Source organism: Microbacterium sp. E-13 (genome assembly GCF_049912955.1).
Taxonomy (GTDB): domain Bacteria; phylum Actinomycetota; class Actinomycetes; order Actinomycetales; family Microbacteriaceae; genus Microbacterium.
The window spans coordinates 2674245-2700825 of record NZ_CP183973.1; the positions used below are offsets into that span (position 1 = coordinate 2674245).

Consider the following 26581-nt stretch of genomic DNA (forward strand, 5'->3'; position numbering starts at 1 on the left):
CCAGATCAGCTCGCGCCGGCCACGAACGCCCCAGCGCTGTCGTCCAGCCTTGCCGACCGCAACGCCGCACCGATCGCCTCGACGGACCTCTCGAGAAGGTGGGCGGGCATCGCGAAGTTGAAGCGCACGAACCCCTCCCCGCCGAGGCCCGCGTCCGCCCCACTGGAAGCGACCACGCGAGCATTCCGCCGCAGGAATTCGGCTGGGTCCATGTCGAGCCGGTACATGCGGAAGTCGAGCCAGGCCAGGTACGTGGCTTCGGGCATGCGGTAGCCCACGCCGGGTGCATGGCGCTCCAGCAGTGCACCGAGAAGGCGTCGATTGGCGTCGAAGACACTCAGCGTTCGGTCGAGCCATGCCGTGCCGTCGGTGTACGCGACGCGCGCGGCCACGGCACCGAGGATGCTGCCCTCGAGGTAGGGGACGATGTCGCGCTCGCGCCACTGCGCCTGATCGGCGTCCGAGGTGAGGATCAGCTGCGCGCTCTTGAGCCCTGGGATGTTCCACCCCTTGGACGTCGCTGTGGCGGTGATCGTGTGGGCGGCCGTCGCGGGCGAGAGCGCCGCGTACGGTCGGTGCCGCGCACCGCTGTAGACCACCGGGGCATGGATCTCATCCGAGAACACACGCGCCCCGTAGCGCTCCACGACGGCGGCGACGTCCCGCTGCTCGTCGACCGTCATGACCTGCCCGAGGGGGTTGTGCGGGTTGCACAGCACCAGGAGCCCGGCGCCGTCGGCGAAAGCGCGGGCGAGCGCAGCGGTGTCGATGCGCCACCGTCCCCCCACCTCCACGGACGGCACCTGGATCACCCGTCGGCCGGCGCGCACCGGCGCGGTGAGGAACGGCGCGTAGCAGGGCGTCGGCACGGCGATCGCTTCGCCGGGCTCCACGAAGTGGTCCATCGTGATCCGCAGCGCCGCGACGACGTCCGGCACCAGATGGACCCGCTCCGCGGGCGGGCGCCAGTCGTAACGCGCCGCCAGGAAGTCCGCGCACGCACGCTCCGCCGCCGCCGCGGCGTGGTCGGGCAGATAGGTGAGGAATCCGCGGTCGACCGCCTGATGCAGCGCAGCGGTGATCTCAGGGGCGGTGCCGAAGTCCGACTCGGCGATCCATGCGCCGATCTCGGGGTCTCCGACCTCCCATTTGCGGGTGGTCCAGAGATCTCTGCGGCCGGCCGGCGTCACCGCGACAGCTCCACCCGCGGGCGGACGGCCACATCGGTGAGGTGCACGTCGTCGGGCGCGTCGACCACGAAGCGCACGGCCCCGGCGACGCTCGAGGGTCGGATGTAGCGCTCGGGCTCGTACGGCGCCCCCGACCGGGAGCGGCTGACGCGCAGTCCAGGTGTGTCGGTGGGGCCTGGTGCCACCGTGGCCACCCGCACGCCCAGCGGCGCCTCGGCGATGCGCAGGGTGTCGGCGTAGCCCCGCAGCCCGTGCTTGGCCGCCGTGTAGAGCGGCATCCCGGGCGTCGGCTTGGTGCTCGCCCCCGACCCGATGAAGACGACGGTGCCGCGGGACGCGCGCAGCTGCGGCAGCATGAGCCGCGTCATCTCGGCCGGAGCGATCAGGAACATACCGACCATGGCCTCCCATTCGTCGACACCACCGGTGGCGCCGGTGTCGCCCGACGCCGCGTGCACGAGCACGTCGACGCGCTCCAGACGGCTCGCGAGCGCCTCGCGCTCCGCCGCCGAGGTGATGTCGCACGACATCGCGCTGACGCCCGGGAGGGCGTCGAGCTCCGCGAGCGCGGAGGCCGAACGCCCGAGGGCGACGACCTCATGGTCGGCCGAGAGATCCCGTGCGATCTCCCATCCCATGCCGCTTGTCGCCCCCGCGACGACGGCGAGTCTGCGGGTTTCAGACATGGAGCACCTCCTGGTCGGCGGGGAAACGCGCAGGGAAGAGCGTTCGCAGGGCAGCGTGCGCCGCGCCATCGGCCTCGCGCAGGAAGGTGGCGTTGACGCGCGGCATCGGGCTGATGACAGTGTCGCCACGCGTGTCGTCGACGGGGATGCCGATGATCTGGATGCGCGGCGTCACGGTGTCGTCGAGCCCGATGACGCGGCTGGTGCCCGGCTCGACGGCGTAGCCCGAGCCCGGGACCGGGTCCCCCGTCCTGGTGCGACGACGGTGAGGCCGGACGATCCCACGATCTGCCAGACCGAGAAGGAGGGGATCGCGGCTCGCGCGCGCGTCGTGGGCGTTCATGAAGGCGTCTACCAGCGCAGGTCCGGTGACCCGCGAGCCGGCGACGAGCGCGGACTCGCCTGTGAATCCGTGCGCATTCAGGCCGACCTGGCCTGCGGGGCCGAGGAAGCGCACGAGGCCGGCGTCGGCGAGAGCCAGCAGCTGGGCGTTGCGGAACGCCGGCGGGCCGCTGCCGATCATCTGCCCGAAAGCGGCGAACGAACGGTAGAGGCCGCTCGCATGGGTCTCGGCGCTCGCTCTCGTGAACCCCATGTACATGGATGCGTGCTTGCGCGCGGCGTTCACCTCCCACAGTGCCCGCTTGAGGGGGCTCGCCATTCCCAGGCGGGCCTGGGCGAGGTCGGTCTCGACGTACTGCACGACCCATTCCTGGAATGCATCCGGCGACGACCACGCCGCCGTGTCGGGCGACATCAGGCGCACGAGATCGAAGCGATGCCGGGGATCAGGGACGAACGGCGCGACCGCCGAATCGAACGCCGCGGCGTCCAGCGCGAGCGCCTGGTCATCGACCAGCCGCATGATGTCGTCGAGAGATCCCTCCAGCGCCTTCGGCTCGAGCTCCGCTATGGCGCGGTACCAGCCGGCGAGCGAGTCCTGCACGATCAAGGGCCAGAGGTCACGCTCGAAGTCGATGGGGCGGTCGACGGAGCTCGGGTCGAACCGCGAGAAGTACCTCTGGTGAGCGGCCGGGGGAAGCCCTCCCCACACCGATTTCGCGTGAAACGGGATGCCGCGCCGCGAGGTGACATGCATCACCGGCTCGCTGCCGCTGGGCTCGTAGACGAGCCGGTCGCCGCCATCGCGGAAGTGCCCGCCGCGACCGACCGTCAGCAGGGCCATCGCATCGAAGAAGCCCATGCCCAGGCCGCGGACGATCGTCGGCGCCCCCGCGGGGACGGCGTCGAGCTCCTGCTCGACGGGGCTGCCCTGCCGGACCCACACGAGGCCCTCCCGGCCGCGGACCGCAGCGGTCAGACGCGCCTCGGGCTCGGGCTCCGCGCTCTCCAGCCAGCCGGGCGACAAGATCACGTCGTCGACGGCGATCGTGGTCCCGTCTGCGAGAAGCACCCGCTCACGTTCGCCGTCTGCGGAGATGCCGACGGCGCGGGTACGGTGCTTCACCACGGTCACCGTGTCGGGCAGCGCCCCGAGCGCGTGGTCGAAGCACCACGTGATGTACGCCCCGTACAGCGCGCGGCTCGGGTGGCTCTCCGGCCGCACCACGCGGGCCTCGTCGACCAGGTGCGGCTGAGCGAGGAAGACGTCGGGAAGCGGTGTGGTGGCGAACGCCGCCCGGTGCGCGCCGGCGACGCCCGCCGCGGCATCCGTCCCGTCCAGCGCGTCGCGCACGAGCAGGCACCATTCATGCATCGTCGGCCCCGGCGAGACCGGGCCCATGACGGTGCTGGCCTCGTCGGTGAAGAGGGTGACCGCGCCGCTCAGCGTGTTCATGCACAGCTCGGGTGTCTGGTCGAGGCGCCAGATGCGGCCGGCACCGAACGGAGCGTCGTTGACGAGATGCAGCGTCCAGGCGCGATCGTCGAGACACTCGCGGGCGATCGCGCCGAGCCGTTCGATCACGCACGTGCCGCGGGGGCCGACCCCGATGAGACACACGACGGGATCGGGCGGCGGGGTCAGGGCTGCGTCAGTCACGCGATCCGGTATAGCGCGCTCCGGGCGTTCCGCCGCAATCGCATAACCCTCGGTTATGCTCCCGCGGAGCCGTGTTTCCTGCGCGAAACACAAGGGTGCTTCGATTGAGGAATCCACCGCCGACCCGAGGGTGTGTCCTGACGACGGAGGTCGTTATGCCCCTCGATTCCGATACCGACATCACCCTCGACCTGCAGACGCTGCGCATCGTGCGCGCGATCGCCGAGACCGGGTCGATCACCGGCGCTGCGCGCGCCCTCGGCACCACGCAGCCCGCGATCAGTCAGCACCTTCACCGCGCGGAGCGGCGTCTGTCGATGACTCTCGTGGTCAAGCAGGGCCGCAGTGTCGAGCTCACCGACATCGGGGTGCTGCTCAGCCGTCACGCCGGCGGCGTGCTCGACGCCCTGCAGGCCGCGAGTATCGACCTCGCGGGTGCCGCGAACCTCCGCTCGGGGCGCGTACGGCTCGCGGGTTTCCCCTCGGCGTCGTCCACGCTGGTGCCTCACCTCCTCTCGGGCATGCGCGAGCGACATCCCGGCGTCGCGGTGCAGTACACCGAAAGCGAACCGCCCGAGGCGATCGAGCTCGTCGTGTCGGGCGATGCCGACATCGCCCTCGTCTTCGCCTATCCCGGTGAACGGGGCGCGACTCACCACCCCGACTCGCCGCGCGGGCTTTCTTCGACCGACCTGTTCATCGACCCGCTGTTCGTGCTCATGTCGCGCGAGCACCCGCTCGCCGAGCTGCCCCACCTGCCGCTCGAAGATCTCGAGGACGATCCCTGGATCGCCGGGTGCCCCCGTTGCAGCACGCATCTCATCCGCGCGTGCGAGGACGTCGGATACGCACCCAATGTCGTGTACGAGACCGACAACTTCAGTGCCACGGTGGGCATGGTCGCCGCGGACCTGGGCATCGCCCTCGTCCCCCGGCTGGCTCTGGGGACGACCCTGCTCCCGCCGAACGTCGTGGTCAAGAAGCTCGCCGCCGAGATCACCCGCACGATCAGCGTCGTCGTCCCCGCCGACAAGCGGAGCCTCCCCGCCGTCGCCGCGCTGACGGACGCGATCGCCGCGATCGACGGGATGATCTGGCGGGTGCGCGCCGCCCAGGGCCGGCCCGAGCTCACCCATAATGCGCGCCCACGCACTCATGACGAGCGGCGATACGACGTAACTCGGGGTTAACGACGAGCCGCCTACCGTGATGACACGGCGACGCTCAGCCCTCGCCGCATCCCATGTCCGAGCGCGCTCCCCCCGCTCTCGGAAGCCCTCTCGCCCGATGGCGACGTGCCCGAACGGAGCTTCCCGATGTCCCTCGATGTCCTCGATCACGCACTCGGTGTGACCGCCGGCGATCCGCTCGACGCGGTGCGCTCGGCGCGCGCCGCCACCCGCGACAACGCCCAGCGCAGCTACGACTCGATCTTCTCGCCCGCGGTGGGCAATGGCCTCTCGGTCGCCGAGCGCCTCGCTCTGGCCGTCGTCATCTCGCGGTGGCACGGCGACACCCCGCTGGCGGCGCACTACGAGTCGGAGTTCTCGCGTGCCGAGCCCTCGGCCGACATGATCGCCGCGCTCCGGGACATCGCCGAAGCCGGTCGCACGGAGGGTCCTTACGGGGTCTACCGCGAGCGCGGGCTGGCGGCGGAGTCGACTGAGGGCCTGCACTTCGTCGTCCCCGAAGCGTCCCGCGCGGTGATCGGGGACGAGCTCAGCGCGCTCGTCGAGCACGTGCATCTGCTCGTCTTCCGTCCGCGCGAGGCCAGCGCCGATGCACTTCAGCGGCTGCTCGACGAGGGGTGGACGACGACCGATCTCGTGTGCGCCTCGCAGCTGGTCGCGTTCCTCACATTCCAGATCCGCTACGCGACCGGCCTCGCCGTGCTGCGCTCCTCGATGGAGGCGAAATGACCACCGACCTCGACCAGCTGCATGAGGAGCACGTCCTCCTCCCGATCGGACTCGAGGGTCCGGAGCGCTTCACCCAGGAGGGTCTCGGCTGGACCCCGTGGCTGGCTCCCCTGCCGGTCGAGGAGTTCGGGGAACGGCACTGGGCAGGCGTCGTCGAGCCCCAGCGCGCGAAGATGCCCTACTTCGCGCTGCTGGCGCGCGAGCCCGAGATCCTCGCGGCGCGGACGCTGACCGACTTCGACATCTTCCAGAACCCCGACGGCGGGCTTCCTGTCGCGGAACGCGAGCTGTCGGCGGCAGCCGCGTCACGGGTCAACGGCTGCGTGTTCTGCGCGTCCGTGCACGCCCGCGCCGCGACCCGGCTGTCGGGCCGTGAGTCCGACGTCCAGGCGCTGCTCGACGACGGCACGGCCGCGAAGATCGACGAGCGCTGGGATGCGCTCATCGAGGCGGCGCGCGCCCTCACCGTGACGCCGTCGGAGTTCTCGACCAGCCATGTCGAGCGGCTCCGCGGGCTCGGACTCACCGACGTCGACATCGCCGACGTCATCGCCGGAGCCGCCTTCTTCAACTGGGCCAACCGTCTCATGCTCTCGCTCGGCGAACCGACCGTCCCGCGTCGCCGCCGCCCCTGACCCACGCCTTCCCTTCATCTCACCCCCGCATCGCCCACCCCACCCGAACCCTCCCGGAAGCGAGCACTCCATGGCACATCCCCCCACCTCTCCGTCACTGCGCCGAAAGGCTCGTGCCCTCGGCGCGTCCGCGGCCGTACTGACCGCCGGCCTCGTGCTGTCGGCCTGCGCCGGCGGCTCCGACGGCGCCAGCACCCCGTCCACTGGGCCGCAGGCCGGCGGCACGCTGGTCTACCTCGAGCCGAACGCCTACACGAGCCTGTACGCCCCCGCAGCGGGCTTCTACCCCAACGGCGCGTTGGTGAACAACATCGCCGACCGTCTCGTGTGGCAGGATCCCGAGACTCTCGAGTTCGAACCGTGGCTCGCCACGGATTGGGAGGTGAACGAAGACGCCACCGAGTACACGTTCATGCTTCGTGATGACGTCACCTTCTCCGACGGATCGGACCTCGATGCGGCTGTCGTCGCGAAGAACTTCGACCTCTACGGACTCGGCGACCCCGAGCGGGCGCTGCCCGTCTCGGAGGCCGTCAACAACTACGAGAGCAGCGAGGTGATCGACGACCACACCGTGACCTTCCACTTCTCGGCTCCCGCGCCCGGATTCCTCCAGGCGACCTCGACCATCACGTCGGGAATCTTCTCGTCCGACACGCTGGACCGCGACTTCGAGGGATTCGCCGCCGGCTCGGGCGAGGAGATCATCGGATCGGGCCCCTTCGTCATCACCGGCGAGGAGCTCGGCACCGCCGTCACCCTCGAGGCACGCGAGGACTACGCCTGGGCACCCGCGAGCTTCGAGAACCAGGGGCGCCCGTACGTCGACACCGTGCAGATCGCCATCACCCCCGAGAACAGCGTTCGCGTCGGCTCGCTGCTGTCGGGCCAGGGACAGATCGCGCGGAAGATCGAGCCCCAGGACGAGGCCCAGGTGCTGGGCTCGAGCGGGTTCACCGTCGACGCGCCGCAGACGAACGGCGTCAACAACGCGCTGAACCTCCGTTTCATGGCGGGTCCGCTCGACGACATCCTGGTCCGCCAGGCGATCATCGCCGCCGTCGATCGCGAGGGCGTCATCGACAGCCTTTTCACCGACAACTACCCGCTTGCGACGTCCGTGCTGTCCAGCACGGCGCTCGGCTACCTCGACACCTCGGAGTACTTCGCGTACGACCCCGAGCACGCGGTCGAGCTGCTCGAAGAGGCCGGATGGACCGAGGGCTCGGACGGCATCCGCGTGAAGGACGGCGAGCGGCTGTCGTTCACGACCGCCGAGGCAGTCGCACAGCCTCGTTCCTTCGATCTGCTCACGTCCGTCGCGCAGCAGCTGGCGGAAGTGGGGATCGAGATGAACATCATGCGCGCCACGGCCGGTGACTACGCTGTCGCGATTCTCGATGCGAGCCGTACGCAGGGCGCCCACTCGATGGTTGGCCGTGCGGACCTCGACGTGATCAAGAGCATGTACTTCTCGGCGAACCGCAACATCCTCCTCAACCGCAACCCGTCGGACGGCGCCATCGCCGACCCCGAACTCGACGCACTGCTGCAGGCCGTCGCGAGCGAGCCCGATCCTGAGGCACGGGTGGCCGCAAGCCAGGCCGCCCAGAGCTATCTCGCCGAGAACGCGTACGTCCTCCCGTTCTTCGAGGAGCCGCAGACCTACGGCATCGCGAGCTCCGTGCAGGGCATGGACTACGAGGCGGTCGCCCGCCCGCTGTTCTCCCAGCTCTGGCTGACCGACTGACCCCGGCCGCGTGGGAGCGGGGGAAAGCCCCGCTCCCACGCGGCGACCGAAGCACCCGGAAGGACATTCATGAGATACGTCGCCCAACGACTGGGGCAGGCCGGGATCGTGCTCGCGCTCGCGTTCACCGCGTCGTTCATCCTGCTGCAGGCGCTCCCCGGAGACGCCTTGGTGATGCGGTTCGAGAACCCCGAGTCGGGTCTCGGCCCAGAGGAGGTCGCCCGGCTGCGGGAGGCGCTCGGTGCCGATATGCCGCTGTGGCAGCAGTACGTCGACACGCTCGCCGGGTACCTCCGAGGGGACTTCGGCTACTCGGTGCAGACGGGAACGCCGGTCAGCGAGATCATCGCCACGGCGCTGCCGAACACGCTCGTGCTCGCCGCGAGCGCCTTCGTCATCGCCGCGCTTCTCGCGGTGGTCCCCGCGCTTCTCACGCAGCTCCCCGGCTTCGAAGGACTGAGCCGGATGCTGCGATCTCTGCCTTCGCTGTTCATCTCGATTCCCGTGTTCTGGCTGGGCATCGTGCTCGTACAGGTGTTCTCGTTCCGACTCGGATGGGTCTCCGTCATCAACCCCGGACCGGTGGAAGGCCTCGTGCTCCCGGTGCTCGCCCTCGCGCTTCCCATCTCAGCGCCCATCGCGCAGGTGCTCATCCGCGCCATCGACGACGTCCGGGCGCAGCCGTTCATGGAGGTGGTGCGTGCCCGGGGTGCATCGCACTGGTGGATCCTCACCCGCAACGTGCCCCGGAACGCGCTTCTCCCGGCGTTGACCATGGCAGGGCTCCTGCTCGGCGAGCTGATCGGGGGCGCCGTCATCACCGAGACCGTCTTCGGCCGCGCCGGCATCGGCCGAGTGACCGAGCAAGCCGTCGCCGCCCAAGACACTCCGGTTCTGCAGGCCGTCGTGGTGATCTCCGCCGCCGTGTTCGTGGTGATCAACCTCCTTGTCGACCTCTCGTACCCGGTGCTCGATCCGCGCCTGTCCAGGAAAGGATCACGCTCATGACCCAGAAGCTGCTGCTGGAGTCGGCGTCTCCGCTCGTACCCGGGAAGACGCGCACCCGCACCCGCCGCGCTTCGGCCCGCCGGCGGCCACGCCCGCGCGGCATGATCACGCTAAGTGTGGCGCTGCTCGCCCTCGTCGTCGCCGTCAGCTGGGCGATCGCCCCCGCGCTGTTCGCGCCCGGCGATCCCACGGCGGGCAGCCTCGCCGACGCGCTGCAGGCGCCGTCCGCCGCGCACGTCTTCGGCACCGACGCGACCGGGCGCGACGTGTACACCCGTGTCGTGCACGGCGCCGCCTATACCCTCTTCAGCGCGCTGTGCGCCGTCACTCTCGGCATGGTCGCGGGAACGCTGCTCGGGCTTCTCGCCGGAGCGGGGCCGCGCTGGCTCGACAGCACCCTCATGCGCCTGGTCGACGTGCTGCTGTCCATCCCGGGGCTGCTGCTCTCTCTCAGCGTCATCATCCTGCTGGGCTTCGGTCTCTTCCAGATCGCCCTCGCCGTGGCGATCACTAGCGTGGCGGCCTTCGCGCGGCTCGTGCGCGGCGAGGTGCTGCGCATCCGATCCGCCGACTTCGTGGAGGCGGCTCATGCCAGCGGCGGCACGTTCGCGGGCGTGCTGTTCCGGCACATCCTCCCCAACTCCCTCTCGCCCGTCTTCGCCATGGCGGCGCTGCAGTTCGGCACGGCCATCCTCGCGATCTCCGCGCTGGGCTTCCTCGGCTACGGGGCTCCGCCGCCCGCCCCCGAGTGGGGGCTGATGATCGCCGAGGGCCGCGATTACGTGGCGACGGCGTGGTGGCTGACCACGATTCCCGGCGTGATCGTGGTGGTCGTCGTGCTCGCGACCCACCGTCTCTCGTCCGCCATCTCGGAGAGGAGCTCCCGATGACTTCACGACCGGCCACCTTGCACTGGAACGACGCCGCGCCGGCGGTCGAGGTCGAGGGCCTCGCCGTCGCCTACCGCGTGCGGGGCGAGGAGACCGTCGCGGTGCGCGATGTCTCGTTCAGCCTCGGGCGCGGCGAGACGCTCGCTCTGGTCGGCGAGTCCGGATCGGGCAAGACGACCACGGCTCAGGCCGTCATCGGCCTTCTCGCTGCCAATGGCCGAGTGATCGAGGGGTCGATCCGGCTCGGCGGGCAGGACGTCACCCTGTGGGATCAGCGCCAATGGCGCGCCTTCCACGGCCGTCATGTCGCGCTGATCCCTCAGGATCCGCACTATTCGCTGAATCCGGTCAAGCGGATCGGCGACAGCCTCGCAGAGGTGATGCGAATCCATCGCGCCGCCGATGCGCCGGTCATCCGGCGCCGCGTGATCGAACTGCTCGAGCGCGTGGACATCCCCGACCCGGAGGTACGCGCCCGCCAATACCCCCACCAGCTGAGCGGCGGCATGAAGCAGCGCGTCCTCATCGCGAGCGCGATCGCACTCCGCCCGGAGCTCATCGTCGCCGACGAGGCGACGAGCGCACTCGACGTGACGGTGCAGAAGACGATCCTCGACCTCATCGACGAACTGCGTCGCGAGGACGGAACCGCGGTGGTGCTCGTGACCCACGATCTGGCCGTGGCCGCAGACCGCACGTCCGAGGTGCTGGTTCTCAAGGGCGGCGCGGTCCAGGAACAGGGCCCTACCGCCGGCGTCCTCGCCCATCCCGCGTCCGCTTACACCCGCCAGCTCGTCGACGATGCCCCCGCGCTCGCGGACGCCGTGCGCTCGAGCGAAGACGTCCGTCTGATGATGGCCGAGCCGAGGCACGCCGACACCGTGATCTCGGTGGAGCATGCGGTCAAGGAGTTCACGGTGCCGGGACGCCGCGATCCGCTCCGCGCGGTGGACGATGTCAGCTTCTCGGCGCGGCGCGGGATGACCCATGCGCTGGTCGGCGAGTCCGGGTCGGGCAAATCGACGATCGCCCGCATGGTCATGGGCTTCGAGCGAGCCACGAGCGGACAGGTGTGCGTTGGCGGCGTGGACATGTCGTCGCTGCGCGGATCCGCTCTCCGCGACGCGCGCCGTCGTCTGCAGATGGTGTACCAGAACCCCTTCTCCAGCCTCGACCCGCGCCAGTCGATCCACTCGATCATCGAGGAGCCGCTGCGCAACTACGGGCTGGGCTCCCGGTCCGAGCGGGCACAGCGCGCCCGCGACGCATTGGACCTGGTGGCCTTGCCGGCGACCGTCGCGGACCGCCGCGCGCGCGAGCTGTCGGGCGGTCAGCGTCAGCGAGTCGCCATCGCCCGCGCGATCGTACTCGATCCCACCGTGATGGTGCTCGACGAGGCGGTGTCCGCGCTCGACGTCACCGTCCAAGCCGGCATCCTCGATCTCCTCAACGACATCCAGCAGGCGTTCAGCACCACATACCTGTTCATCTCGCACGACCTCGCCGTCGTCCGACAGGTCGCCCAGACCGTGACCGTGCTGCGACGCGGCGCGCTCGTCGAGTCGGGCGTGGCCGAGGACATCTTCGAGAACCCCAAAGACCCCTACACGATCGCGCTTCTCGAAGCGATCCCCGGCCGCACGGTCGCGCACGCGTGACCGTGAGAGAGGAAATCATGTCGACCGTCCCACCCATCACCATGTACGGCACCACCTGGTGCAGCGACTGCACCCGCACCCGTCAGCAGCTGACCCGCGCGGGGGTGGCGTTCGATGACATCGACATCGAGGAGAACCCCGAGGCTGCCGAGCTCGCGGAACGGATCTCCGGGGGCCGGCGCATCCCGGTGGTCGTCCTCCAGGACGGCCGCTTCCTCGTCGAGCCCTCGCACCCCGAACTCGCGGCCGCAATTGCTCGGTAGGCGATCACGTCTCGGCACCACCCCCGTCGCGCTCCGTCGACGACAGTTCCCGTGAGTCAGCTGCCCTGTGTGGAGAGTGACTCGGCTTAGCCTCCACGGTCAAGCGTGCTCGCGAAGGATCAGCCGCTCGCGTCTGGCTTAATCATCGCGACCAGCGCGCGACCGTATGGCGGTATGCCGCGACGCCGGTGGCTCCGCCGTCGACTGCCGGAACCGCGACCGCTATCGTGCCGTGATGGTGACCATTGGACGCACGACCATCCTCGTTCGCGATCTCGACGAGTCGCGTGACTTCTACCGCCGCGCTTTCGGTTTTCGCACTCTCTTCGACGGAGAGTTCGCTCCCGGCATGCGTACCGTACACGTCGGGCCCGAAGGCCAACGCGATCCCGGCTTGTGGCTCTTCGTCCCGACGAACGATGCCGAGCGCGCACGGATCGGGTCGCAGACAGGCGGTGCGCCCACGCTCGTCATATACGTCGAAGAATTGGAATCTCTCCTTGCCCGGCTCGAGACTTCGGATGTCCGCGTCGTGAAGCCATTCACCGTTCAAGGCGAAGCAAAGTTCGGGCACGTCCTGGACGCCTCGGGGAACGAGATCGTTCTTGTTGAGCTGCCCACTGGGGATCAGCTCGACGTGGCGTACAAACTCGCGGAGTAGTCAATCGCTCGACACGATGCCTCCCCCGGCTGACCCTGACGGCGGCGTCCGCTCCCCCGCGCGATCGTCGTATGCATGCCGGCGAGCCGCGTGCGGGCATCTGTCTTGATGAGGAATGTCAGCGGCTCGTCGACGCCGGCGACGCACGCCCGCTGAGACGGCGACCGAGCTGGCAGTCGCCGCGCACCCGGGCTCGGCGGGGTGGGTCCCGACAGCCGGGTCGACCAAAGCTGGGCCGCAACGCGCTGCGAGCAATAGCCGAGCAGACGGCGGGTAAGCCCTCGGGGAGTCCGGTCTCTCTAGGTCCTGAGCGACTGAAGGGCGTTATCCACGTTCTGGGCTCAACGCCTGGGGAACCGGCACCCCGCTCCTGGGCGGGCGTTTGAACGCCTCCCGCATGATGAGCTGAGCGACGGATGGCGTACCGGCGGTCGTGCCGACGGCTGCCACTGTGCGGAGGAAGGTGTTGTCGTCCAGCTGCCGCAGCATGGCATCCGCCAGATCGATCCGAGCCGTGAACTTCAGCGGCACATGGTGCTCCGCCACGACGTAATCACTGACGACGTCCGTATCGAACAGCCCGGAGGGCCGCAGCACCGTCCAGTCGACAGTGCTCTCGGCCACCATCGCTTCCATGCGCTTCATGTCGTCGTACAGCGTCTTGCCCAGGACGCCGGCGACGAACGGCTGCAACACCCGCTCGAAGAAGAAGCCGCCATGCGGACCCGCAGACGGATCCACCGCGCTCGAACTGACGCAGACGAGCCGGGACACACCGCTCTCGACCATCGCATCGATCATCGCTCGCGCGCCCATCGAATATGTCCTGATCTCCTGACGAGAGTAGGGCACGCCGAGTGCGGACAACACCGCATCCTGCCCCGCAATCGCACGGGAGACGGATGCTGCTTCCAAGACGTCGCCACCGAGCACGTGAAGGCTCGGGTGGGCGAACGGAAACGACTCGGGCGACCTGGTCACGGCGGTGACGGTGTGGCCACGCTGCAACGCGCCACGCACCACAAGCCGACCCGTCGGACCATTGGCCCCGAACACGACGATCTTCACTAGATTCTCCTTAGGAACGATTAGCATATAGTACGGAAACCATAACATATGACTCAGAGAAGATCAGTCGACGGCGATGGCAGGTCAGCCTCCGGGGTGAACGGCGACCGCGGGCGTCGCCGACTCGTCGGTGACCTCAAGCGGACGTTCCGGGATGTGAACAACCAGATCGCCCTGCTGACCCACCACGTGGCGACGCAGGTGGAGCTCCGGGACATCGACCTCGACTGTCTGGACTATCTCGCGCAGAATGGCCCGACAACGCCAAGCGCGTTGGCGCGACAAGCCGGGGTGCACCCCGCGACCATGACGGGCGTGATCGATCGCTTGGAGAAGGGCGGGTGGATCCAGCGTCAGCGGGACGCCCAGGATCGGCGAGCGGTGCTCATCTCGGCACGACCCGACGCGATCGGCGCAGTCTTCCGCCATTACGACGGAATGAACGCGCAGATGGACGCCGCACTCGCGGAATACTCCCCCGACGAGCTCAAGATCATCGCTGGGTTCCTCGCGCGCACGGCAGCCGCCGCGCGCCGAGCCGTCGCAGAATTCGTCGGCGCCGACTAACGCAAGAACCAATCCTTGAATCGGCCGCGTTCTGGACGACTCCGGGAAGGGGACGTTCTCGTTGAGCTGCCCGGTCGGGAAAGCTCCATCTGGCGTACCGGCTCACCGAGCAGTCAATCGCTCGGCCGATCCTTCTGCAGTCGACACCCGATTCACCACGCCGGCCCCATGCGATTAGTGGGACGACGTCGAGGTCGGCACGGGAGACGGCGTCCAGCGATAGATGAGAGCGGAGGCGAAGGCCAGCCATGTCGACCCCGCGATGACTGCGCACCAGATGAGCGCGATCCCCAGTGGCAGCTGGGAGAGTGCTCCTCCGGCGATGAAGCCGACGATCACGACCAGACCCGCGGCGATCGACAAGCGTGATGCGGTGGTGAAAGACTGAGATCGCGCCCATCCGGCGAAGGCGAACGTTGCGGAACCGAGCGACAGAATTCCCAGGCCGGCGAAAACGAGGTGCAGGATGCCGCTGACGCTCGCCTCAGGCGAAGAACCCGGGGGAAAACCGGCCACCGGGTCGGGTACGAACACACCGCCAAGCACCATGCCCGCGCCATAGATGGCTACGAGAACGCCTGTCGCAAGGCCGCGCCCGTTGCGGATCGCGCGGAGGATGCCGAACGCGGCGGCGATCACCATGAGGCCAGACAGGATGAGGTTGGCTCGCTGCATCCAGCCGTATTCGCCGAGGGTGAGCAGCGACAGCGCGTGCCTGCTCACATCGAAGCCCGGTCGCGTCAGAGCGAGGATGAGGCCGACGACGATGTAGAACGGGCCGGCCACCACGCCCCAGCCGAGGAGGCTGCGGGTGATAGCGGCTTGCTTGTCGAAACCGGTGGTGGTCGTGCTCATTGTTCTTCCCTTCTTTGAGTCCACGCTCATGCGGCGATTCGGCTGAATCGCCGCACGGTGACATCGTGCGGAAACTGCTGGGTGCTGATCACCGAGAGAGGGACGCGCTTGGTGAAGATGGACATGCCGCGGCCCAGGATGACGGGGTGGACGGTGAGGCGGTACTCGTCGACCAGGTCGTTGTCGATGACGTGGCGTGCGAACGTCGCGCCGCCGGCGATCCCGATGGATCCACCGGGTGCTTGCTTGAGCCTGGCGATCTCCTCGGCGGGGGTGGCGGTAGCTAGCCGGGAATTCTGCCAGCCGAGTGGCTCGGAGAGGCTGTGGGAGAAAACGACCTTCTCGACGCCGTGCATGATTTCGGCGATGGGTCCGCCGCGCGTCGCCCATGCCTCCCGTTGCTCGAGGAAGTTGTGGCGCCCCATGAGCACTGTGTCGAGGCCGCCCAGTTCTTCAACAGTGGAGTCCATCAACTCGCCGCTGAAGTCGTCGAACACCCAGGCGAGGTCGCCGTCTTCGGTCGCGACGAACCCGTCGAGCGATACCTGCATCGCAAGGACTACTTTTCGCATCATCGTCTCGTTTCAGTGGTTGGAAATGTGAGAGGACAGTCAAGGACGTGGGCGACGTCGGACATCGCGCCGCGGAAAGTTATGGTCGACCGAGAGGCGAACCCGGCGAAGCCCCGATTTGCGATCCACACCGTCCATCGCGGGCTTGCCGACACGTCTGTGATCGTCAGCGACACCCTGGTTCCTCGACCCGCTCGGGTCAGGTGATACCTCGCGCAATACCACCAGCCGCCGGTGTACTGGATCGAGCGCGGCGTCACCGTGATGGTTCCCCGGTCACGTGTGGAGGTGAGTGTGAATGTTTGCGGGCCGCCCGAGATGCGGGCGGGAACGTCAGAGCGAAAGAGGCGGGCGTTGGTACCGTCAACATCGCCGGGACGAACCGCGAGCAGGATGGCTGCGACGGTCTGGAAAGGGGCGCCCAGCATGCCTACAACGAGGCTGGGTGCTCCCATGCCGTCGGTCATGAAGATGCGCACAGCACGATCCGGGTCATCGGCGTCCAGTGCGGTCTGCACGCGTTGGAGCAGATCCTGCGGGGGGACGCCGTGATCGGGTGTGACGACGAAGGGAGGGTCGTACACGGCGAGTCTGTCGATCGGTACTCCGCGGGCGGCAGCCTCAATAGCGAGGGCGCCCCCCGATGAGATGCCCCAGACGTAGGCGGATCCGCCGACCGCTTCGATCACAGCGGCCAGGTCATCGACTTCCGCAGCGACGGAGTACGGTCTGGCGTCGCCACTGTCGCCACGCCCGCGACGGTCGTAGGAGATCACGTCGAAGGTATCGGACAGCCGTTGAGCCAGCTCCTGCTGGAGGGGGAACGAGCGGTAGCTGAACGCTCCGCCCACGATGACGAGCGGGTGCCCACGGCCGAGCCGGTCGAAGGCGATGGTTGTGCCGTCGGTAGATGTCGCTGTGAACACGTCATTCCCTTCAAATGGTGGGTCGAGACGCTGCACGGATCGACAGGAACAATGCCGTCGTCCACGTCAGCATGAAGACGGTGGCGATCGCCAAACGCAGGCTGGGCTGGCCGAGGGGGAGGAAGAACAAGACGGGTGTGGAGATCCCGACGAACAGGGAACAGATCACCCATCCCCGCTGCCTGAGGCGCGCGAATCGTCGCACGAACACGAAGCACGCAATCGACAGGCAGATGAACGCGACCATCGATGACATGTTGTGCGCGTACATGTGCCAGGAGTAGTCGGCGGCTTCCAGCACGGGAGAGCCAGGCGGGGCTCCGTCACCCGGGTCGACGTCGAAGACCCCCGACGCAAGCAAGCCCACGCCGAATACGCCGACGAGTGCCACGCCCGCACCTCCTCCAGGCGTGCCCCCTAACGCCCAGCGTAGGCCCCGGGCGCCAATGACGATCAGCAGACCGCCGAGCACGAACGCGGCTTTCTGGAGCCAGGAGGTCTCGCCGACGCTCAGCACGCTGAGCGGCTGTCGCGTGATGTCGAACCACGGCACCACGGCCATCTGAACGACCACCAGCGTCACGAACAGAGGCCCTCCCATCGCTCCGACGGGAAGCGCGTCGCGGGCTCTCGCGTCCCCGCGCGGCGGGGGAATCCGATCGGCCGAAGCGGGGATGTTGCGAGCCACGTTGGGGTGATACGACATGCTCAATCCTTTCATAACCACTTGATTTCAAAACCGATTGGTTCTAAGTTATAGATTATGAGGTCGAGGACGTCAAGCACCCGGGTTGGAAATGCTGCAGATGCCCCACCGCGCGGGATCGCCCTCCGTGGGCAGAGTGTCGAACGGCTCCGTCACCGGATCGAACGGCGCATCTTCGGTTCAGGCGCATTCTGGGGGAAGCTCTCGCTGGATTCTGCGCCGGCGGCACGGATCCCACAGCTGGTGATACATGATCGCCTGGACCGTTCGATTCCCGTCACTGAATCGGCCGTGGTCGCTCGCGCGGCGCAGTCCACCGTCTTCGTGACCGAGGGCGTCGGGCATGTGCGCATCCTCGAGCACCCCACCGTCACCACTCTCATCGTCGAGTTTGCGCTCGGTGCGCGCCAGGTCGATGATCCGAGCGTGTTAGCCTGCACCGCATCTCATTCATAACTTGGAGGTTTGGGATGCCGGATCAGCTCAGTCTCATCTTCAACGCACTTGCCGACCCGACTCGGCGCGCATTGCTTGAGCGACTCGAACAAGGCGACGCGAGTGTGTCTGAGCTCGCGGGTCCCTTTGAGATGAGTCAACCGGCCGTGTCCAAGCATCTGAAGGTGCTCGAGGGCGCCGGATTGATCTCCCGGACAAGGGTGGCGACGGCGCGATTCAGCCACCTCGAGCCAGAGCCGCTTCGGGAGGCGTCAATGTACATCGAGCGGTACCGACGCCTGTGGACGCGAGTGTTCGACAACCTGGACTTGGCCCTCGCTGTCTACCAGAAGGAGCAATCCCCGCAAGACCGGGACTCGACCGACAAAGAGGGGCGCAACGATGACTGACATCCCTGAGGCGATCGTCACCGACCGAGATGTCTACATCACACGGACATTCCACGCTCCCCGTGACATCGTCTGGATGTTCTGGACCGACCCTGACCGGCTGGCCGAGTGGTTCGGCCCGACAGGATTCCACTCACCCGCGTCAGGCATCACGTCAGAACTAGTACCGGGAGGCGTGTGGCGGATAGAGATGCACGCCGACGGATCCGACGAAGTATTTCCGATGTCCGCCCACATCCGACTGGTCATCCCGCCCGAGTACCTCGAGATGATCGTCGGTACCCGCAGCACCAGCGGCCAGCACGAAGAGGTCGTCCTGCGCGTTCGGCTCCACGACCACGGGGAGGTAACGCGCATGACCCTCCATCAAGGTCCCCTCGAGGATCCTGATTTCCGTCGCCTTACCCGCGAAGGATGGTTGGAGTCCTTCACGAAGTTGGAACTCGCTCTTCCCCACAACTAAGGAGACATGAATGTCGTTTCAGGCATACCTCGACACGATCGAGAAGAAGACAGGCCTCACCCCCCGGCAGCTGATCGAGCTCGCCACAGCGAAGGGATACGACCGCCCAGACGTGAAAGCGGGAACCATCCTCGAATGGCTGAAGACCGACTACGACCTCGGGCGCGGACACGGAATGGCGCTCATCCACGTGATCAAGAACGGGCCTCGAATCGACGCCAAGCACGTCGGCACAAGTGGAACCCATCGCGACGAATCCGACATGCTGTGGCTCGACGGCATCGCCACGAAGCCGCGGTAGCCGACCAGCCGGACGTGCGCAGCAGAGCGCCGCGAGGGGATCATCCTCGAGTCGGCCGATCCAGGGGCGCTGACGCCGCGTGGCGCCAGCGCCCCAGGAGGGCCCGCAGGTGGTGGGGAGATCCGGTCGGAGGTTAGCGAACAGCGGTCCAGGCGAGAAGCCGGGAGCAGATGAGGGCGCTCCAGATCAGGCCGATATAGATCGCAATCCGCTCGAACAACCCACTCCACGCGCCCGGGAGCACGCCGGCGAAGTCGAGGCTGACCAACACGGACGTGAGGACGAAGGAAATCACGATCGCGACACCAGCGACCCAGCCGAGACCAACCGCGACAGCCCCGTGGCTCACCCGCCGAACGTACCGGCCGCTCAGGAACGCGGCGACAGCCATCCCAAGGATGAACACCGGGCCGGCGACGTTATGGATCGCTCCGCTCACCGACTGAGTGGTCGGGGTGAGCTCGGTGCCAGGCGGGAAGCCGAGCGAGGGGTCCATCGGGAACAGTGCCGCCGTGAGCAGCCCGATCGCGGCGATGCAGACGGTCAGCGGGTACGCGGTCTTCGCGTTCGCGCGCCGCCGGACAGCGAAGAGGGCGATCGCGCAGGCGAGCAGCATGAGTGCGCTGACGGCAATCGTCACTATGCCGATCCACCCGTACTCGCCCAACGCGCGATGGCTGACCCAATGCCGCAGAACCGAGTAGCCGGGCCGCACCAACCCGTCGACGAGATCGGTGACGATGAATACGGGGGCCACGGCCACCCCGACGACCAGCCCTCTTCGGGCCCAGGTTGTCACGACGGCCCGGTCTTCCTGCGTAACGCTCATTTGCAATCCTCCAATATCTCTGCATAGACGCATTATCTGCACAGAAGCAGATACCATCTGTGGGAAGATGATGCATGGCCGTGACACCGCAGGAGATGACAGCTCTCTACCGCCGCTACCTCACCTCTGTGGTGCTGTTCCACCAACGCGCGGCGAGCATCGCAGGCATCGGGATGACGGACTACCAGGCCAGCAACCTGCTCGCGCTTCAACGCTCCATGTCGGCCGGCGAGCTCGGCGCAGCCCTCGGGCTGACGAGCGGAGCGACGACGCGCCTGATCGACCGCATGGTCGACGCGGGCTACGCCCGGCGGGTCTATGACACGGAGGATCGGCGCCGCGTCATCGTGGAGCACACGGGAAAGATGGAGTCGGCGCTACAGGAGCAGTTGGACCGCGTGAGAGGTCCGATCGGTGAGACGATCGCCAGCCTTGATCCGCACCAGCTCGAGGGGTTGGTGACCTATCTGCAGACCGCTGCTACAGCGTACGAGAGCGCCGGTCGCGAAGCAGTTTGAACGTCGGCGTCCCTCGCGACCTGGCGGGACACACCGACCCCGCGCATCCGTCTTGCTGGGGAAGGTCAGCGGCTTGTCGTCGTCCGTGCGAGCGGTGTACATCTCGCCGTCCGGCGCGGGGTAGCGAGCCTGCCACCGCCCGGATGGGAGCTTCCTCAGTCGGGCACGGTGGGGCACGAGGTCACGATCATCTCCAGCCCAAATCCACCTGGCGAAGATGGCTTGACCCACATGAGAGGTGCGCGCGTGCCCCCCGCATGCCCGACCGAACGGCCATCGTTGTCCATCTGAGTCCTCCTCTGTCTGTCGAGAGAAGGCACGAAAGAGGCCCGGACCCGCAGAATCCTGCGGGTCCGGGCCTCTCAGCCGCCCTGTACGGGCGAAGTGGGTTCTGGAACTTCTAGAAGTCCCAGTCCTCGTCTTCGGTGGCCTCGGCCTTGCCGATGACGTACGACGAGCCCGACCCCGAGAAGAAGTCGTGGTTCTCGTCGGCGTTCGGCGAGAGAGCCGACAGGATCGCCGGGTTCACGTTCGTGACGGTGGAGGGGAACATCGCCTCGTAGCCCAGGTTCATGAGAGCCTTGTTGGCGTTGTAGTGCAGGAACTTCTTGACGTCTTCGGTGAGACCGACGCCGTCGTAGAGGTCCTGGGTGTACTGCACCTCGTTGTCGTAGAGCTCGTAGAGGAGCGAGAAGGTGTAGTCCTTGATCTCGTCGCGCTTGGCCTGGTCGACCTGCTCGAGTCCGCGCTGGAACTTGTACCCGATGTAGTAGCCGTGAACGGCCTCGTCGCGGATGATCAGGCGGATGAGGTCGGCCGTGTTGGTCAGCTTGGCCCGGCTCGACCAGTGCATCGGCAGGTAGAAGCCCGAGTAGAACAGGAACGACTCCAGCAACGTCGAGGCGACCTTGCGCTTCAGGGGCTCGTCGCCGCGGTAGTACTCCATGACGATCTGAGCCTTCTTCTGAAGGTTCGGGTTCTCAACCGACCAGCGGAACGCCTCGTCGATCTCCTTCGTCGAGCACAGCGTCGAGAAGATCGACGAGTACGACTTGGCGTGCACCGACTCCATGAACGCTATGTTCGTGTAGACGGCCTCCTCGTGCGGAGTGATCGCGTCGGGGATGAGCGACACAGCGCCCACCGTTCCCTGGATCGTGTCGAGGAGCGTGAGCCCCGTGAACACCCTCATGGTGAGGGTCTGCTCGTCGGGGGTCAGCGTGTTCCACGACTGGATGTCGTTCGACAGCGGCACCTTCTCGGGCAGCCAGAAGTTGTTCACGAGGCGGTTCCACACCTCGAGGTCCTTGTCGTCCTGGATGCGATTCCAGTTGATCGCCTGGACGTGATCCAGGAGCTGGAGCTTCTCGCTCATCTCTTCCTTCTTCTTCTCCGAAAACGTTTCGTCTCGCAGGCTCGCTCAGCGGCCGGTTGTCAGAGCGTGCAGCTGACGCACTCGCTCATGTCCGTGCCCTCCAGCGCCATCTGGCGGAGGCGGATGTAGTAGATCGTCTTGATGCCCTTGCGCCAGGCGTAGATCTGCGCCTTGTTGATGTCGCGTGTCGTCGCGGTGTCCTTGAAGAACAGCGTGAGCGAAAGACCCTGGTCGACGTGCTGCGTGGCCGCGGCGTACGTGTCGATGACCTTCTCGTAGCCGATCTCGTAGGCGTCCTGGTAGTACTCCAGGTTGTCGTTCGTCATGAACGCCGCCGGGTAGTAGACGCGACCGAGCTTGCCTTCCTTGCGGATCTCGATCTTCGCCGCGATCGGGTGGATCGAGCTGGTCGAGTTGTTGATGTACGAGATCGACCCGGTCGGGGGCACCGCCTGCAGGTTCTGGTTGTAGATGCCGTGCTGCTGGATCGAGGCCTTGAGCTCGCGCCAGTCGTCCTGGGTGGGGATGTGATGGCCGGCGAACATCTCCTTGACCTTCTCGGTCGCCGGTGCCCACTCCTGCTCGATGTACTTGTCGAAGAACTCCCCCGACGCGTACTTCGAGTCCCAGAAGCCGTCGAAGACCTCGCCGCGCTCGATGGCGATCCGGTTCGACGCGCGCAGAGCGTGGAACAGCACCGAATAGAAGTAGATGTTCGTGAAGTCGACGCCTTCGTCCGAGCCGTAGAAGACGTGCTCGCGGGCGAGGTAGCCGTGCAGGTTCATCTGACCCAGCCCGATCGCGTGAGAGCGGTCGTTGCCGTCCTCGATGGAGCGCACCGAGCGGATGTGACTCTGGTCGCTGACGGCGGTGAGGGCACGGATGCTGGTCTCCACCGTCTGCGCCAGGTCACCGCCGTCCATCGCCAGGGCGATGTTGAGCGAGCCGAGGTTGCACGAGATGTCCTTGCCGATCTGGGCGTACGAGAGGTCCTCGTTGAACGTCGTCGGCGTGTTGACCTGCAGGATCTCGGAGCACAGGTTGGACATGTTGATCCGGCCCTTGATCGGGTTGGCCTTGTTCACCGTGTCTTCGAACATGATGTACGGGTAGCCCGACTCGAACTGGATCTCGGCGAGGGTCTGGAAGAACTCGCGCGCATTGATCTTCGTCTTCTTGATGCGCGGGTCGTCGACCATCTCGCGGTACTTCTCGGTCACCGAGATGTCACCGAACGGCACGCCGTAGACGCGCTCGACGTCGTACGGCGAGAAGAGGTACATGTCTTCGCCGTTCTTGGCGAGCTCGAAGGTGATGTCGGGAACCACGACGCCCAGCGAGAGCGTCTTGATGCGGATCTTCTCATCGGCGTTCTCGCGCTTGGTGTCGAGGAACCGCATGATGTCGGGGTGGTGGGCGTTGAGGTACACCGCGCCGGCGCCCTGGCGCGCGCCGAGCTGGTTGGCGTACGAGAAGGAGTCTTCGAGGAGCTTCATCACGGGGATGATGCCGCTCGACTGGTTCTCGATCTGCTTGATCGGAGCGCCCGACTCACGGATGTTCGACAGCAGGAGAGCGACACCGCCGCCACGCTTCGACAGCTGCAGCGAGGAGTTGATGCCGCGCGAGATCGACTCCATGTTGTCTTCGATACGCAGCAGGAAGCAGGAGACGAGTTCGCCGCGCTGCGCCTTGCCGGCGTTGAGGAAGGTGGGTGTGGCGGGCTGGAAGCGGCCGGAGATGATCTCCTCGACGAGCGCCGTCGCCAGCTTCTCGTCGCCATCGGCGAGTGCGAGCGCGGTCATGACGACGCGATCCTCGAAGCGCTCGAGGTACCGCTTGCCGTCGAAGGTCTTCAGCGTGTAGCTGGTGTAGTACTTGAACGCGCCGAGGAACGTCTCGAAGCGGAACTTCTTCGAGTACGCGAGGTCGTTCAGCTTCTGGATGTACTCGAACGAGTACTTCTCGAGCACCGCGCCCTCGTAGTACTCCTTCTCGACGAGGTAGTCGAGGCGCTCCTTCAGGGAGTGGAAGAACACCGTGTTCTGGTTCACGTGCTGCAGGAAGTACTCCCGCGCCGCGCGCTTGTCGGCGTCGAACTGGATCTTGCCGTCGGCGTCGTACAGGTTGAGCATCGCGTTGAGGGCGTGGTAGTCCATGCCCTCGAACCGTGCCTGGGTCTTGAAGTCCGTCTGCGTCAGAGTTCCCACCATCGTTCCAATCCCGCGCTCACGCGCTCCACATCTTCTGGCGTGCCGAATACTTCGAGCCGGTACAAGTGCGGCACGTGGCACTTGCGGCTGATGATGTCGCCGGCGACGCAGAAATGCTCGCCGAAGTTGGTGTTCCCCGCGGAGATGACTCCGCGGATGAGGCTGCGGTTGTGCTCGTCGTTGAGGAACCGGATGACCTGCTTGGGAACGGCGCCCTTCTCGACGCCCTTGCCCTGGCCTCCGCCATAGGTGGGTGTCACGAGGACGTAGGGCTCGTCGACCACGAGCGCCGGATCCGTCGAGTGGAGAGGGATCCGGACTGCTCGCGCGCCGAGCTTCTCGATGAAACGCGCGGTGTTGCCCGACGCGCTCGAGAAGTAGACCAGCAGGGGCGCGTCCGTCGCGACGCGCTGCGTCACGACAGACATCGGTCAGGCCAGTCGCGAGGCGAGTTCGTCGATCTTGTCGGGACGGAACCCCGACCAGTGGTCCTCATCGGTGATGACGACCGGCGCCTGGAGGTAGCCCAGCGCCTTGACCTGCTCGAGGGCCGCCGGGTCCTGCGAGAGGTCGTGGATCTCGTACTCGATCCCCTTGGAATCGAGGGCTCGGTAGGTGGCCGTGCACTGCACGCACGCGGGCTTCGTGTAAACCGTGATCGCCATGTCGATTCCGTCTCCTCAGTGCTTCCCCCGGTGGCATCCGGCGTGATTTCCGGTAGACCCCCCACCGGGAGTCCAATACTACATATGGGTACCGACATTCGATAGCACCACAAGGGCTAGTAGTTACATCGGTGTGATTTTCCACCGTTCTCCCCATGTACAACACAGGTTGTCCACGGATTCATCCACAGCCTGCACGCCTCGGAAAACGGCTGGATCACGCGGCTTTCGAACGCCACGACGGCATCCGTCCACAGGCGTGACGGTAGCCGAGGGGTCCGACATCGGATTCGCCTGTGGAGAAGCGCCTCGGCGTGTCGCGGACCACCCGGGCCCGTCTCTGCCCGCGCGACGCGTGACGTAACGTTGTGAGGTGGCAGGCTACCGGGAACTTCTTCGCACCCCCGGGGTCGCCCGCATCATCGCGGCGCAGCTGACGGCACGCTTCCCGAACGGGATGATCAGCCTCGTGATCCTTCTGCACATCGAGGGGATCACGGGTTCGTACGGCGCTGCCGGCGTCGTGCTCGCGGCGGTCTCGATCGGCCAGGCGCTCGCCGGCCCCGTCACCAGTCGCTGGATGGGGCGATGGGGCATGCGGCGGGTCCTCACCCTGACGACGGCCGTCAGCGCGACCTCCCTCTCGTCGATCGCCTTCCTCGTCGCCCCCGTGCCCGTCTACATCGTGCTCGGCTTCATCGCGGGGGCGTCGACGCCGCCCATCGTCGCCGCCGTACGCACGATCTACGCGAAGATGGTCAACTCCACGCAGCTGACGGCGCTGTACTCGCTCGACGCGTCGCTGCAGGAGGTCATCTGGATCCTGGCGCCCGTGCTCATCACGTTCGTGGCCACGCAGGCCGGCACGGTGGTCGGCCTCGTGCTGGTCGTGCTGATCCTCGTCGCGGGCGGCACGTGGTTCATCCTCTCCCCCGAGGTCGGCCGGGTGCGCATCCCGCGCAGCAAGCGGTCGTTCGGCAAGGTGCTGACGCGTCCGCCGATCCTGCTCGCCACCGTCATCGGCTTTCTGCTGATCGGCTCGTTCGCGGCCGTGGAGGCCAGCGTCGTGGCGACGTTCGAGCACGGCGGCCTCGAGGCGGGTCTCGTGCTGGCGGTCTTCTCGGTCGGCAGCCTCGCCGGCGGCCTGGCCTTCGGCCACCTGCCGATGGGCCGGTGGGCGATGGCACGGCGCCTGACGGTGGTGGCCGTCGGCCTGGCGCTCACGACGGCGTGGCTCAACGTCTGGTGGATCGGCGCGACGCTGTTCGTGGCCGGCATCGGCATCGCGCCCGCTCTCGCCGTGCTGTCGGCGGTGACGACCGCGAGCGTCAGGTTCAGCGACACCGCTGAGGCGTTCGGATGGGTGGGAACGGGCCAGCTCATCGGCGCCGCCGCCGGCTCGGCCGTCGCCGGCTTCCTCATCGACGGCTCCGGGGGCGTGACCGCCGCCTACGCCTCGGCGGCCGCCTTCTGCATTGTCGGACTCCTCGTCGCCATCGTGTTCGTCCGCGGCCTTCCCGACCTGCGGGTGCGCGGCGCGAGCCCCCTCCCCGACACGGAGCCCGTTCCGGTCATCACCTGAGGCTCAGGCGAGCCGTCGGAGCAGCTCGAGCACGGCGAGCGCGTAGGCGTCGGACGGCTCCGGATGCTCGAACACGAGCGTCTCGTCGCCACCCTCAGCGGCGCGCAGGGCGATCTCCACTTCGTGGGTGTCGGGCAGGCGACGAAGTGCGCGGAAGGCCCCACGGAGCAGCTCCCTGAGCTGGTGCTCGTGCGGCAGCCAGAGCGCATCTTCGAGGGCGACCGAGTCGAGCGCCCACTCCGTCGTGCCGTTGAAAGCCAGGATGCGTCCGGTCGGATACTCGCGCGGCTCGATCGTCATCTCGCTGACCGTGAAGATGTCGGCTTCGAACTCGGGTTCGTCGAGCTGGAACCGGTCACCCGAGCGCGGGTGCCACACCAGTCCGGCGTCGCGCAGGGCGAGGGCCAGATCCGTGGAGATCACCCCACCATTCT

29 protein-coding genes are annotated in these 26581 nt (G+C 67.1%); 15 read left to right on the forward strand and 14 right to left on the reverse strand.

Features of this window, described 5'->3' with window-relative positions:
• Nucleotides 1-5: 5 nt before the first annotated feature.
• From ACN9MP_RS12295 to ACN9MP_RS12305, 3 genes are read right to left on the reverse strand one after another with little or no spacing between them, the layout of a single operon-like run.
• On the reverse strand, nucleotides 6-1190 hold the full coding sequence (locus ACN9MP_RS12295; protein ID WP_426320561.1) for a MalY/PatB family protein: 1185 nt from the start codon (nucleotides 1188-1190) through the stop codon (nucleotides 6-8).
• Nucleotides 1187-1876, reverse strand: a complete 690-nt coding sequence (locus ACN9MP_RS12300; protein ID WP_426320563.1) for an SDR family oxidoreductase — start codon at nucleotides 1874-1876, stop codon at nucleotides 1187-1189. The genes ACN9MP_RS12295 and ACN9MP_RS12300 overlap by 4 nt, the downstream gene beginning before the upstream one ends.
• Nucleotides 1869-3878, reverse strand: coding sequence for an FAD/NAD(P)-binding protein (locus ACN9MP_RS12305; protein WP_426320565.1), 2010 nt, complete (start codon nucleotides 3876-3878; stop codon nucleotides 1869-1871). Before ACN9MP_RS12305 ends, ACN9MP_RS12300 begins: the two co-directional genes overlap by 8 nt.
• Nucleotides 3879-4033: 155 nt before the next feature.
• Here ACN9MP_RS12305 and ACN9MP_RS12310 point away from each other — a divergent pair, with 155 nt between their 5' ends.
• From ACN9MP_RS12310 to ACN9MP_RS12350, 9 genes are all read left to right on the forward strand, one after another.
• A complete protein-coding gene (locus tag ACN9MP_RS12310; protein ID WP_426320567.1) occupies nucleotides 4034-5068 on the forward strand; it encodes a LysR family transcriptional regulator in 1035 nt (344 codons plus the stop codon).
• A gap of 126 nt (nucleotides 5069-5194) precedes the next feature.
• Nucleotides 5195-5797, forward strand: a complete 603-nt coding sequence (locus ACN9MP_RS12315; RefSeq protein ID WP_426320569.1) for a CMD domain protein — start codon at nucleotides 5195-5197, stop codon at nucleotides 5795-5797.
• Entirely contained in the window at nucleotides 5794-6432 is a 639-nt protein-coding gene (locus ACN9MP_RS12320) for an alkylhydroperoxidase domain protein (protein ID WP_426320571.1), read from the forward strand. Before ACN9MP_RS12315 ends, ACN9MP_RS12320 begins: the two co-directional genes overlap by 4 nt.
• Before the next feature lie 70 nt (nucleotides 6433-6502).
• Nucleotides 6503-8182 (forward strand): TIGR04028 family ABC transporter substrate-binding protein, encoded by a 1680-nt coding sequence (locus ACN9MP_RS12325; protein ID WP_426320572.1) that lies wholly within the window; start codon nucleotides 6503-6505, stop codon nucleotides 8180-8182.
• Nucleotides 8183-8251: 69 nt separating this feature from the next.
• Nucleotides 8252-9190, forward strand: coding sequence for an ABC transporter permease (locus tag ACN9MP_RS12330; RefSeq protein WP_426320574.1), 939 nt, complete (start codon nucleotides 8252-8254; stop codon nucleotides 9188-9190).
• Entirely contained in the window at nucleotides 9187-10080 is an 894-nt protein-coding gene (locus tag ACN9MP_RS12335) for an ABC transporter permease (protein ID WP_426320576.1), read from the forward strand. The genes ACN9MP_RS12330 and ACN9MP_RS12335 overlap by 4 nt, the downstream gene beginning before the upstream one ends.
• On the forward strand, nucleotides 10077-11738 hold the full coding sequence (locus ACN9MP_RS12340) for a dipeptide ABC transporter ATP-binding protein (protein WP_426320578.1): 1662 nt from the start codon (nucleotides 10077-10079) through the stop codon (nucleotides 11736-11738). The genes ACN9MP_RS12335 and ACN9MP_RS12340 overlap by 4 nt, the downstream gene beginning before the upstream one ends.
• Before the next feature lie 17 nt (nucleotides 11739-11755).
• Entirely contained in the window at nucleotides 11756-12001 is a 246-nt protein-coding gene (locus ACN9MP_RS12345; protein WP_426320580.1) for a glutaredoxin family protein, read from the forward strand.
• A gap of 235 nt (nucleotides 12002-12236) precedes the next feature.
• A complete protein-coding gene (locus ACN9MP_RS12350; protein WP_426320582.1) occupies nucleotides 12237-12662 on the forward strand; it encodes a VOC family protein in 426 nt (141 codons plus the stop codon).
• A gap of 324 nt (nucleotides 12663-12986) precedes the next feature.
• Here the strand turns inward: ACN9MP_RS12350 and ACN9MP_RS12355 are convergent, their stop codons facing one another.
• Complete coding sequence (locus ACN9MP_RS12355; RefSeq protein WP_426320584.1) at nucleotides 12987-13730, reverse strand: NAD(P)-dependent oxidoreductase; 744 nt, start codon at nucleotides 13728-13730, stop codon at nucleotides 12987-12989.
• A 96-nt stretch (nucleotides 13731-13826) separates the two neighbouring features.
• Between ACN9MP_RS12355 and ACN9MP_RS12360 the strand changes: the two genes are divergently transcribed.
• Nucleotides 13827-14297: a MarR family transcriptional regulator gene (locus ACN9MP_RS12360; protein ID WP_426320586.1), complete on the forward strand. Its 471-nt coding sequence runs from the start codon at nucleotides 13827-13829 to the stop codon at nucleotides 14295-14297.
• Between the two features lie 174 nt (nucleotides 14298-14471).
• Here the strand turns inward: ACN9MP_RS12360 and ACN9MP_RS12365 are convergent, their stop codons facing one another.
• The 4 genes from ACN9MP_RS12365 to ACN9MP_RS12380 are packed head-to-tail and all read right to left on the reverse strand — an operon-like array spanning nucleotide 14472 to nucleotide 17371.
• Nucleotides 14472-15152 (reverse strand): DUF998 domain-containing protein, encoded by a 681-nt coding sequence (locus tag ACN9MP_RS12365; RefSeq protein ID WP_426320587.1) that lies wholly within the window; start codon nucleotides 15150-15152, stop codon nucleotides 14472-14474.
• 26 nt (nucleotides 15153-15178) lie between these two features.
• Nucleotides 15179-15724: a dihydrofolate reductase family protein gene (locus ACN9MP_RS12370; RefSeq protein WP_426320588.1), complete on the reverse strand. Its 546-nt coding sequence runs from the start codon at nucleotides 15722-15724 to the stop codon at nucleotides 15179-15181.
• Complete coding sequence (locus ACN9MP_RS12375; RefSeq protein WP_426320589.1) at nucleotides 15724-16686, reverse strand: alpha/beta fold hydrolase; 963 nt, start codon at nucleotides 16684-16686, stop codon at nucleotides 15724-15726. Before ACN9MP_RS12375 ends, ACN9MP_RS12370 begins: the two co-directional genes overlap by 1 nt.
• Nucleotides 16661-17371, reverse strand: a complete 711-nt coding sequence (locus ACN9MP_RS12380; RefSeq protein WP_426320590.1) for a DUF998 domain-containing protein — start codon at nucleotides 17369-17371, stop codon at nucleotides 16661-16663. Before ACN9MP_RS12380 ends, ACN9MP_RS12375 begins: the two co-directional genes overlap by 26 nt.
• A gap of 455 nt (nucleotides 17372-17826) precedes the next feature.
• On the opposite strand from ACN9MP_RS12380, the gene ACN9MP_RS12385 reads away from it, so the two are divergent.
• From ACN9MP_RS12385 to ACN9MP_RS12395, 3 genes are read left to right on the forward strand one after another with little or no spacing between them, the layout of a single operon-like run.
• Complete coding sequence (locus tag ACN9MP_RS12385) at nucleotides 17827-18201, forward strand: ArsR/SmtB family transcription factor (protein WP_426320591.1); 375 nt, start codon at nucleotides 17827-17829, stop codon at nucleotides 18199-18201.
• Nucleotides 18194-18664 (forward strand): SRPBCC family protein, encoded by a 471-nt coding sequence (locus ACN9MP_RS12390; protein ID WP_426320593.1) that lies wholly within the window; start codon nucleotides 18194-18196, stop codon nucleotides 18662-18664. Before ACN9MP_RS12385 ends, ACN9MP_RS12390 begins: the two co-directional genes overlap by 8 nt.
• A 10-nt stretch (nucleotides 18665-18674) precedes the next feature.
• The gene (locus ACN9MP_RS12395; protein WP_426320594.1) at nucleotides 18675-18965 is read left to right on the forward strand and encodes a DUF4287 domain-containing protein; all 291 of its coding nucleotides are present in this window, start codon (nucleotides 18675-18677) and stop codon (nucleotides 18963-18965) included.
• 133 nt (nucleotides 18966-19098) lie between these two features.
• Here the strand turns inward: ACN9MP_RS12395 and ACN9MP_RS12400 are convergent, their stop codons facing one another.
• Nucleotides 19099-19794 carry a DUF998 domain-containing protein gene (locus tag ACN9MP_RS12400; RefSeq protein ID WP_426320596.1) on the reverse strand — a complete coding sequence of 232 codons (696 nt, stop codon included), beginning with the start codon at nucleotides 19792-19794 and terminating at the stop codon, nucleotides 19099-19101.
• 74 nt (nucleotides 19795-19868) lie between these two features.
• Here ACN9MP_RS12400 and ACN9MP_RS12405 point away from each other — a divergent pair, with 74 nt between their 5' ends.
• The gene (locus ACN9MP_RS12405) at nucleotides 19869-20312 is read left to right on the forward strand and encodes a MarR family winged helix-turn-helix transcriptional regulator (protein WP_426320598.1); all 444 of its coding nucleotides are present in this window, start codon (nucleotides 19869-19871) and stop codon (nucleotides 20310-20312) included.
• A 400-nt stretch (nucleotides 20313-20712) separates the two neighbouring features.
• On the opposite strand, the gene nrdF is transcribed toward ACN9MP_RS12405, so the two are convergent.
• The 4 genes from nrdF to nrdH are packed head-to-tail and all read right to left on the reverse strand — an operon-like array spanning nucleotide 20713 to nucleotide 24565.
• Nucleotides 20713-21687 carry a class 1b ribonucleoside-diphosphate reductase subunit beta gene (nrdF, locus tag ACN9MP_RS12410; protein ID WP_426320600.1) on the reverse strand — a complete coding sequence of 325 codons (975 nt, stop codon included), beginning with the start codon at nucleotides 21685-21687 and terminating at the stop codon, nucleotides 20713-20715.
• 59 nt (nucleotides 21688-21746) lie between these two features.
• A complete protein-coding gene (nrdE, locus tag ACN9MP_RS12415; RefSeq protein WP_426320602.1) occupies nucleotides 21747-23900 on the reverse strand; it encodes a class 1b ribonucleoside-diphosphate reductase subunit alpha in 2154 nt (717 codons plus the stop codon).
• Complete coding sequence (gene nrdI, locus ACN9MP_RS12420) at nucleotides 23885-24328, reverse strand: class Ib ribonucleoside-diphosphate reductase assembly flavoprotein NrdI (protein WP_426320604.1); 444 nt, start codon at nucleotides 24326-24328, stop codon at nucleotides 23885-23887. Before nrdI ends, nrdE begins: the two co-directional genes overlap by 16 nt.
• 3 nt (nucleotides 24329-24331) lie before the next feature.
• Nucleotides 24332-24565 carry a glutaredoxin-like protein NrdH gene (gene nrdH / locus ACN9MP_RS12425; protein WP_109210303.1) on the reverse strand — a complete coding sequence of 78 codons (234 nt, stop codon included), beginning with the start codon at nucleotides 24563-24565 and terminating at the stop codon, nucleotides 24332-24334.
• A gap of 373 nt (nucleotides 24566-24938) precedes the next feature.
• Here nrdH and ACN9MP_RS12430 point away from each other — a divergent pair, with 373 nt between their 5' ends.
• The gene (locus tag ACN9MP_RS12430; protein ID WP_426320607.1) at nucleotides 24939-26147 is read left to right on the forward strand and encodes an MFS transporter; all 1209 of its coding nucleotides are present in this window, start codon (nucleotides 24939-24941) and stop codon (nucleotides 26145-26147) included.
• A 3-nt stretch (nucleotides 26148-26150) separates the two neighbouring features.
• Here the strand turns inward: ACN9MP_RS12430 and ACN9MP_RS12435 are convergent, their stop codons facing one another.
• Complete coding sequence (locus ACN9MP_RS12435; RefSeq protein WP_426320609.1) at nucleotides 26151-26570, reverse strand: pilus assembly protein CpaE; 420 nt, start codon at nucleotides 26568-26570, stop codon at nucleotides 26151-26153.
• Nucleotides 26571-26581: the final 11 nt, after the last annotated feature.

Bases quoted from the DNA above. Each gene is read 5' to 3' on its own strand.
- ACN9MP_RS12340 (WP_426320578.1), top strand. From the start codon at position 10,077: ATGACTTCACGACCGGCCACCTTGCACTGGAACGACGCCGCGCCGGCG.
- nrdE (WP_426320602.1), bottom strand. From the start codon at position 23,900: ATGGTGGGAACTCTGACGCAGACGGACTTCAAGACCCAGGCACGGTTC.
- ACN9MP_RS12300 (WP_426320563.1), bottom strand. From the start codon at position 1,876: ATGTCTGAAACCCGCAGACTCGCCGTCGTCGCGGGGGCGACAAGCGGC.
- ACN9MP_RS12330 (WP_426320574.1), top strand. From the start codon at position 8,252: ATGAGATACGTCGCCCAACGACTGGGGCAGGCCGGGATCGTGCTCGCG.
- ACN9MP_RS12380 (WP_426320590.1), bottom strand. From the start codon at position 17,371: ATGAAAGGATTGAGCATGTCGTATCACCCCAACGTGGCTCGCAACATC.
- ACN9MP_RS12335 (WP_426320576.1), top strand. From the start codon at position 9,187: ATGACCCAGAAGCTGCTGCTGGAGTCGGCGTCTCCGCTCGTACCCGGG.
- ACN9MP_RS12310 (WP_426320567.1), top strand. From the start codon at position 4,034: ATGCCCCTCGATTCCGATACCGACATCACCCTCGACCTGCAGACGCTG.
- ACN9MP_RS12350 (WP_426320582.1), top strand. From the start codon at position 12,237: ATGGTGACCATTGGACGCACGACCATCCTCGTTCGCGATCTCGACGAG.
- ACN9MP_RS12315 (WP_426320569.1), top strand. From the start codon at position 5,195: ATGTCCCTCGATGTCCTCGATCACGCACTCGGTGTGACCGCCGGCGAT.
- ACN9MP_RS12405 (WP_426320598.1), top strand. From the start codon at position 19,869: ATGGCCGTGACACCGCAGGAGATGACAGCTCTCTACCGCCGCTACCTC.
- nrdH (WP_109210303.1), bottom strand. From the start codon at position 24,565: ATGGCGATCACGGTTTACACGAAGCCCGCGTGCGTGCAGTGCACGGCC.
- ACN9MP_RS12385 (WP_426320591.1), top strand. From the start codon at position 17,827: ATGCCGGATCAGCTCAGTCTCATCTTCAACGCACTTGCCGACCCGACT.
- nrdF (WP_426320600.1), bottom strand. From the start codon at position 21,687: ATGAGCGAGAAGCTCCAGCTCCTGGATCACGTCCAGGCGATCAACTGG.
- ACN9MP_RS12325 (WP_426320572.1), top strand. From the start codon at position 6,503: ATGGCACATCCCCCCACCTCTCCGTCACTGCGCCGAAAGGCTCGTGCC.
- ACN9MP_RS12400 (WP_426320596.1), bottom strand. From the start codon at position 19,794: ATGAGCGTTACGCAGGAAGACCGGGCCGTCGTGACAACCTGGGCCCGA.
- ACN9MP_RS12345 (WP_426320580.1), top strand. From the start codon at position 11,756: ATGTCGACCGTCCCACCCATCACCATGTACGGCACCACCTGGTGCAGC.
- ACN9MP_RS12370 (WP_426320588.1), bottom strand. From the start codon at position 15,724: ATGCGAAAAGTAGTCCTTGCGATGCAGGTATCGCTCGACGGGTTCGTC.
- nrdI (WP_426320604.1), bottom strand. From the start codon at position 24,328: ATGTCTGTCGTGACGCAGCGCGTCGCGACGGACGCGCCCCTGCTGGTC.
- ACN9MP_RS12320 (WP_426320571.1), top strand. From the start codon at position 5,794: ATGACCACCGACCTCGACCAGCTGCATGAGGAGCACGTCCTCCTCCCG.
- ACN9MP_RS12365 (WP_426320587.1), bottom strand. From the start codon at position 15,152: ATGAGCACGACCACCACCGGTTTCGACAAGCAAGCCGCTATCACCCGC.
- ACN9MP_RS12395 (WP_426320594.1), top strand. From the start codon at position 18,675: ATGTCGTTTCAGGCATACCTCGACACGATCGAGAAGAAGACAGGCCTC.
- ACN9MP_RS12390 (WP_426320593.1), top strand. From the start codon at position 18,194: ATGACTGACATCCCTGAGGCGATCGTCACCGACCGAGATGTCTACATC.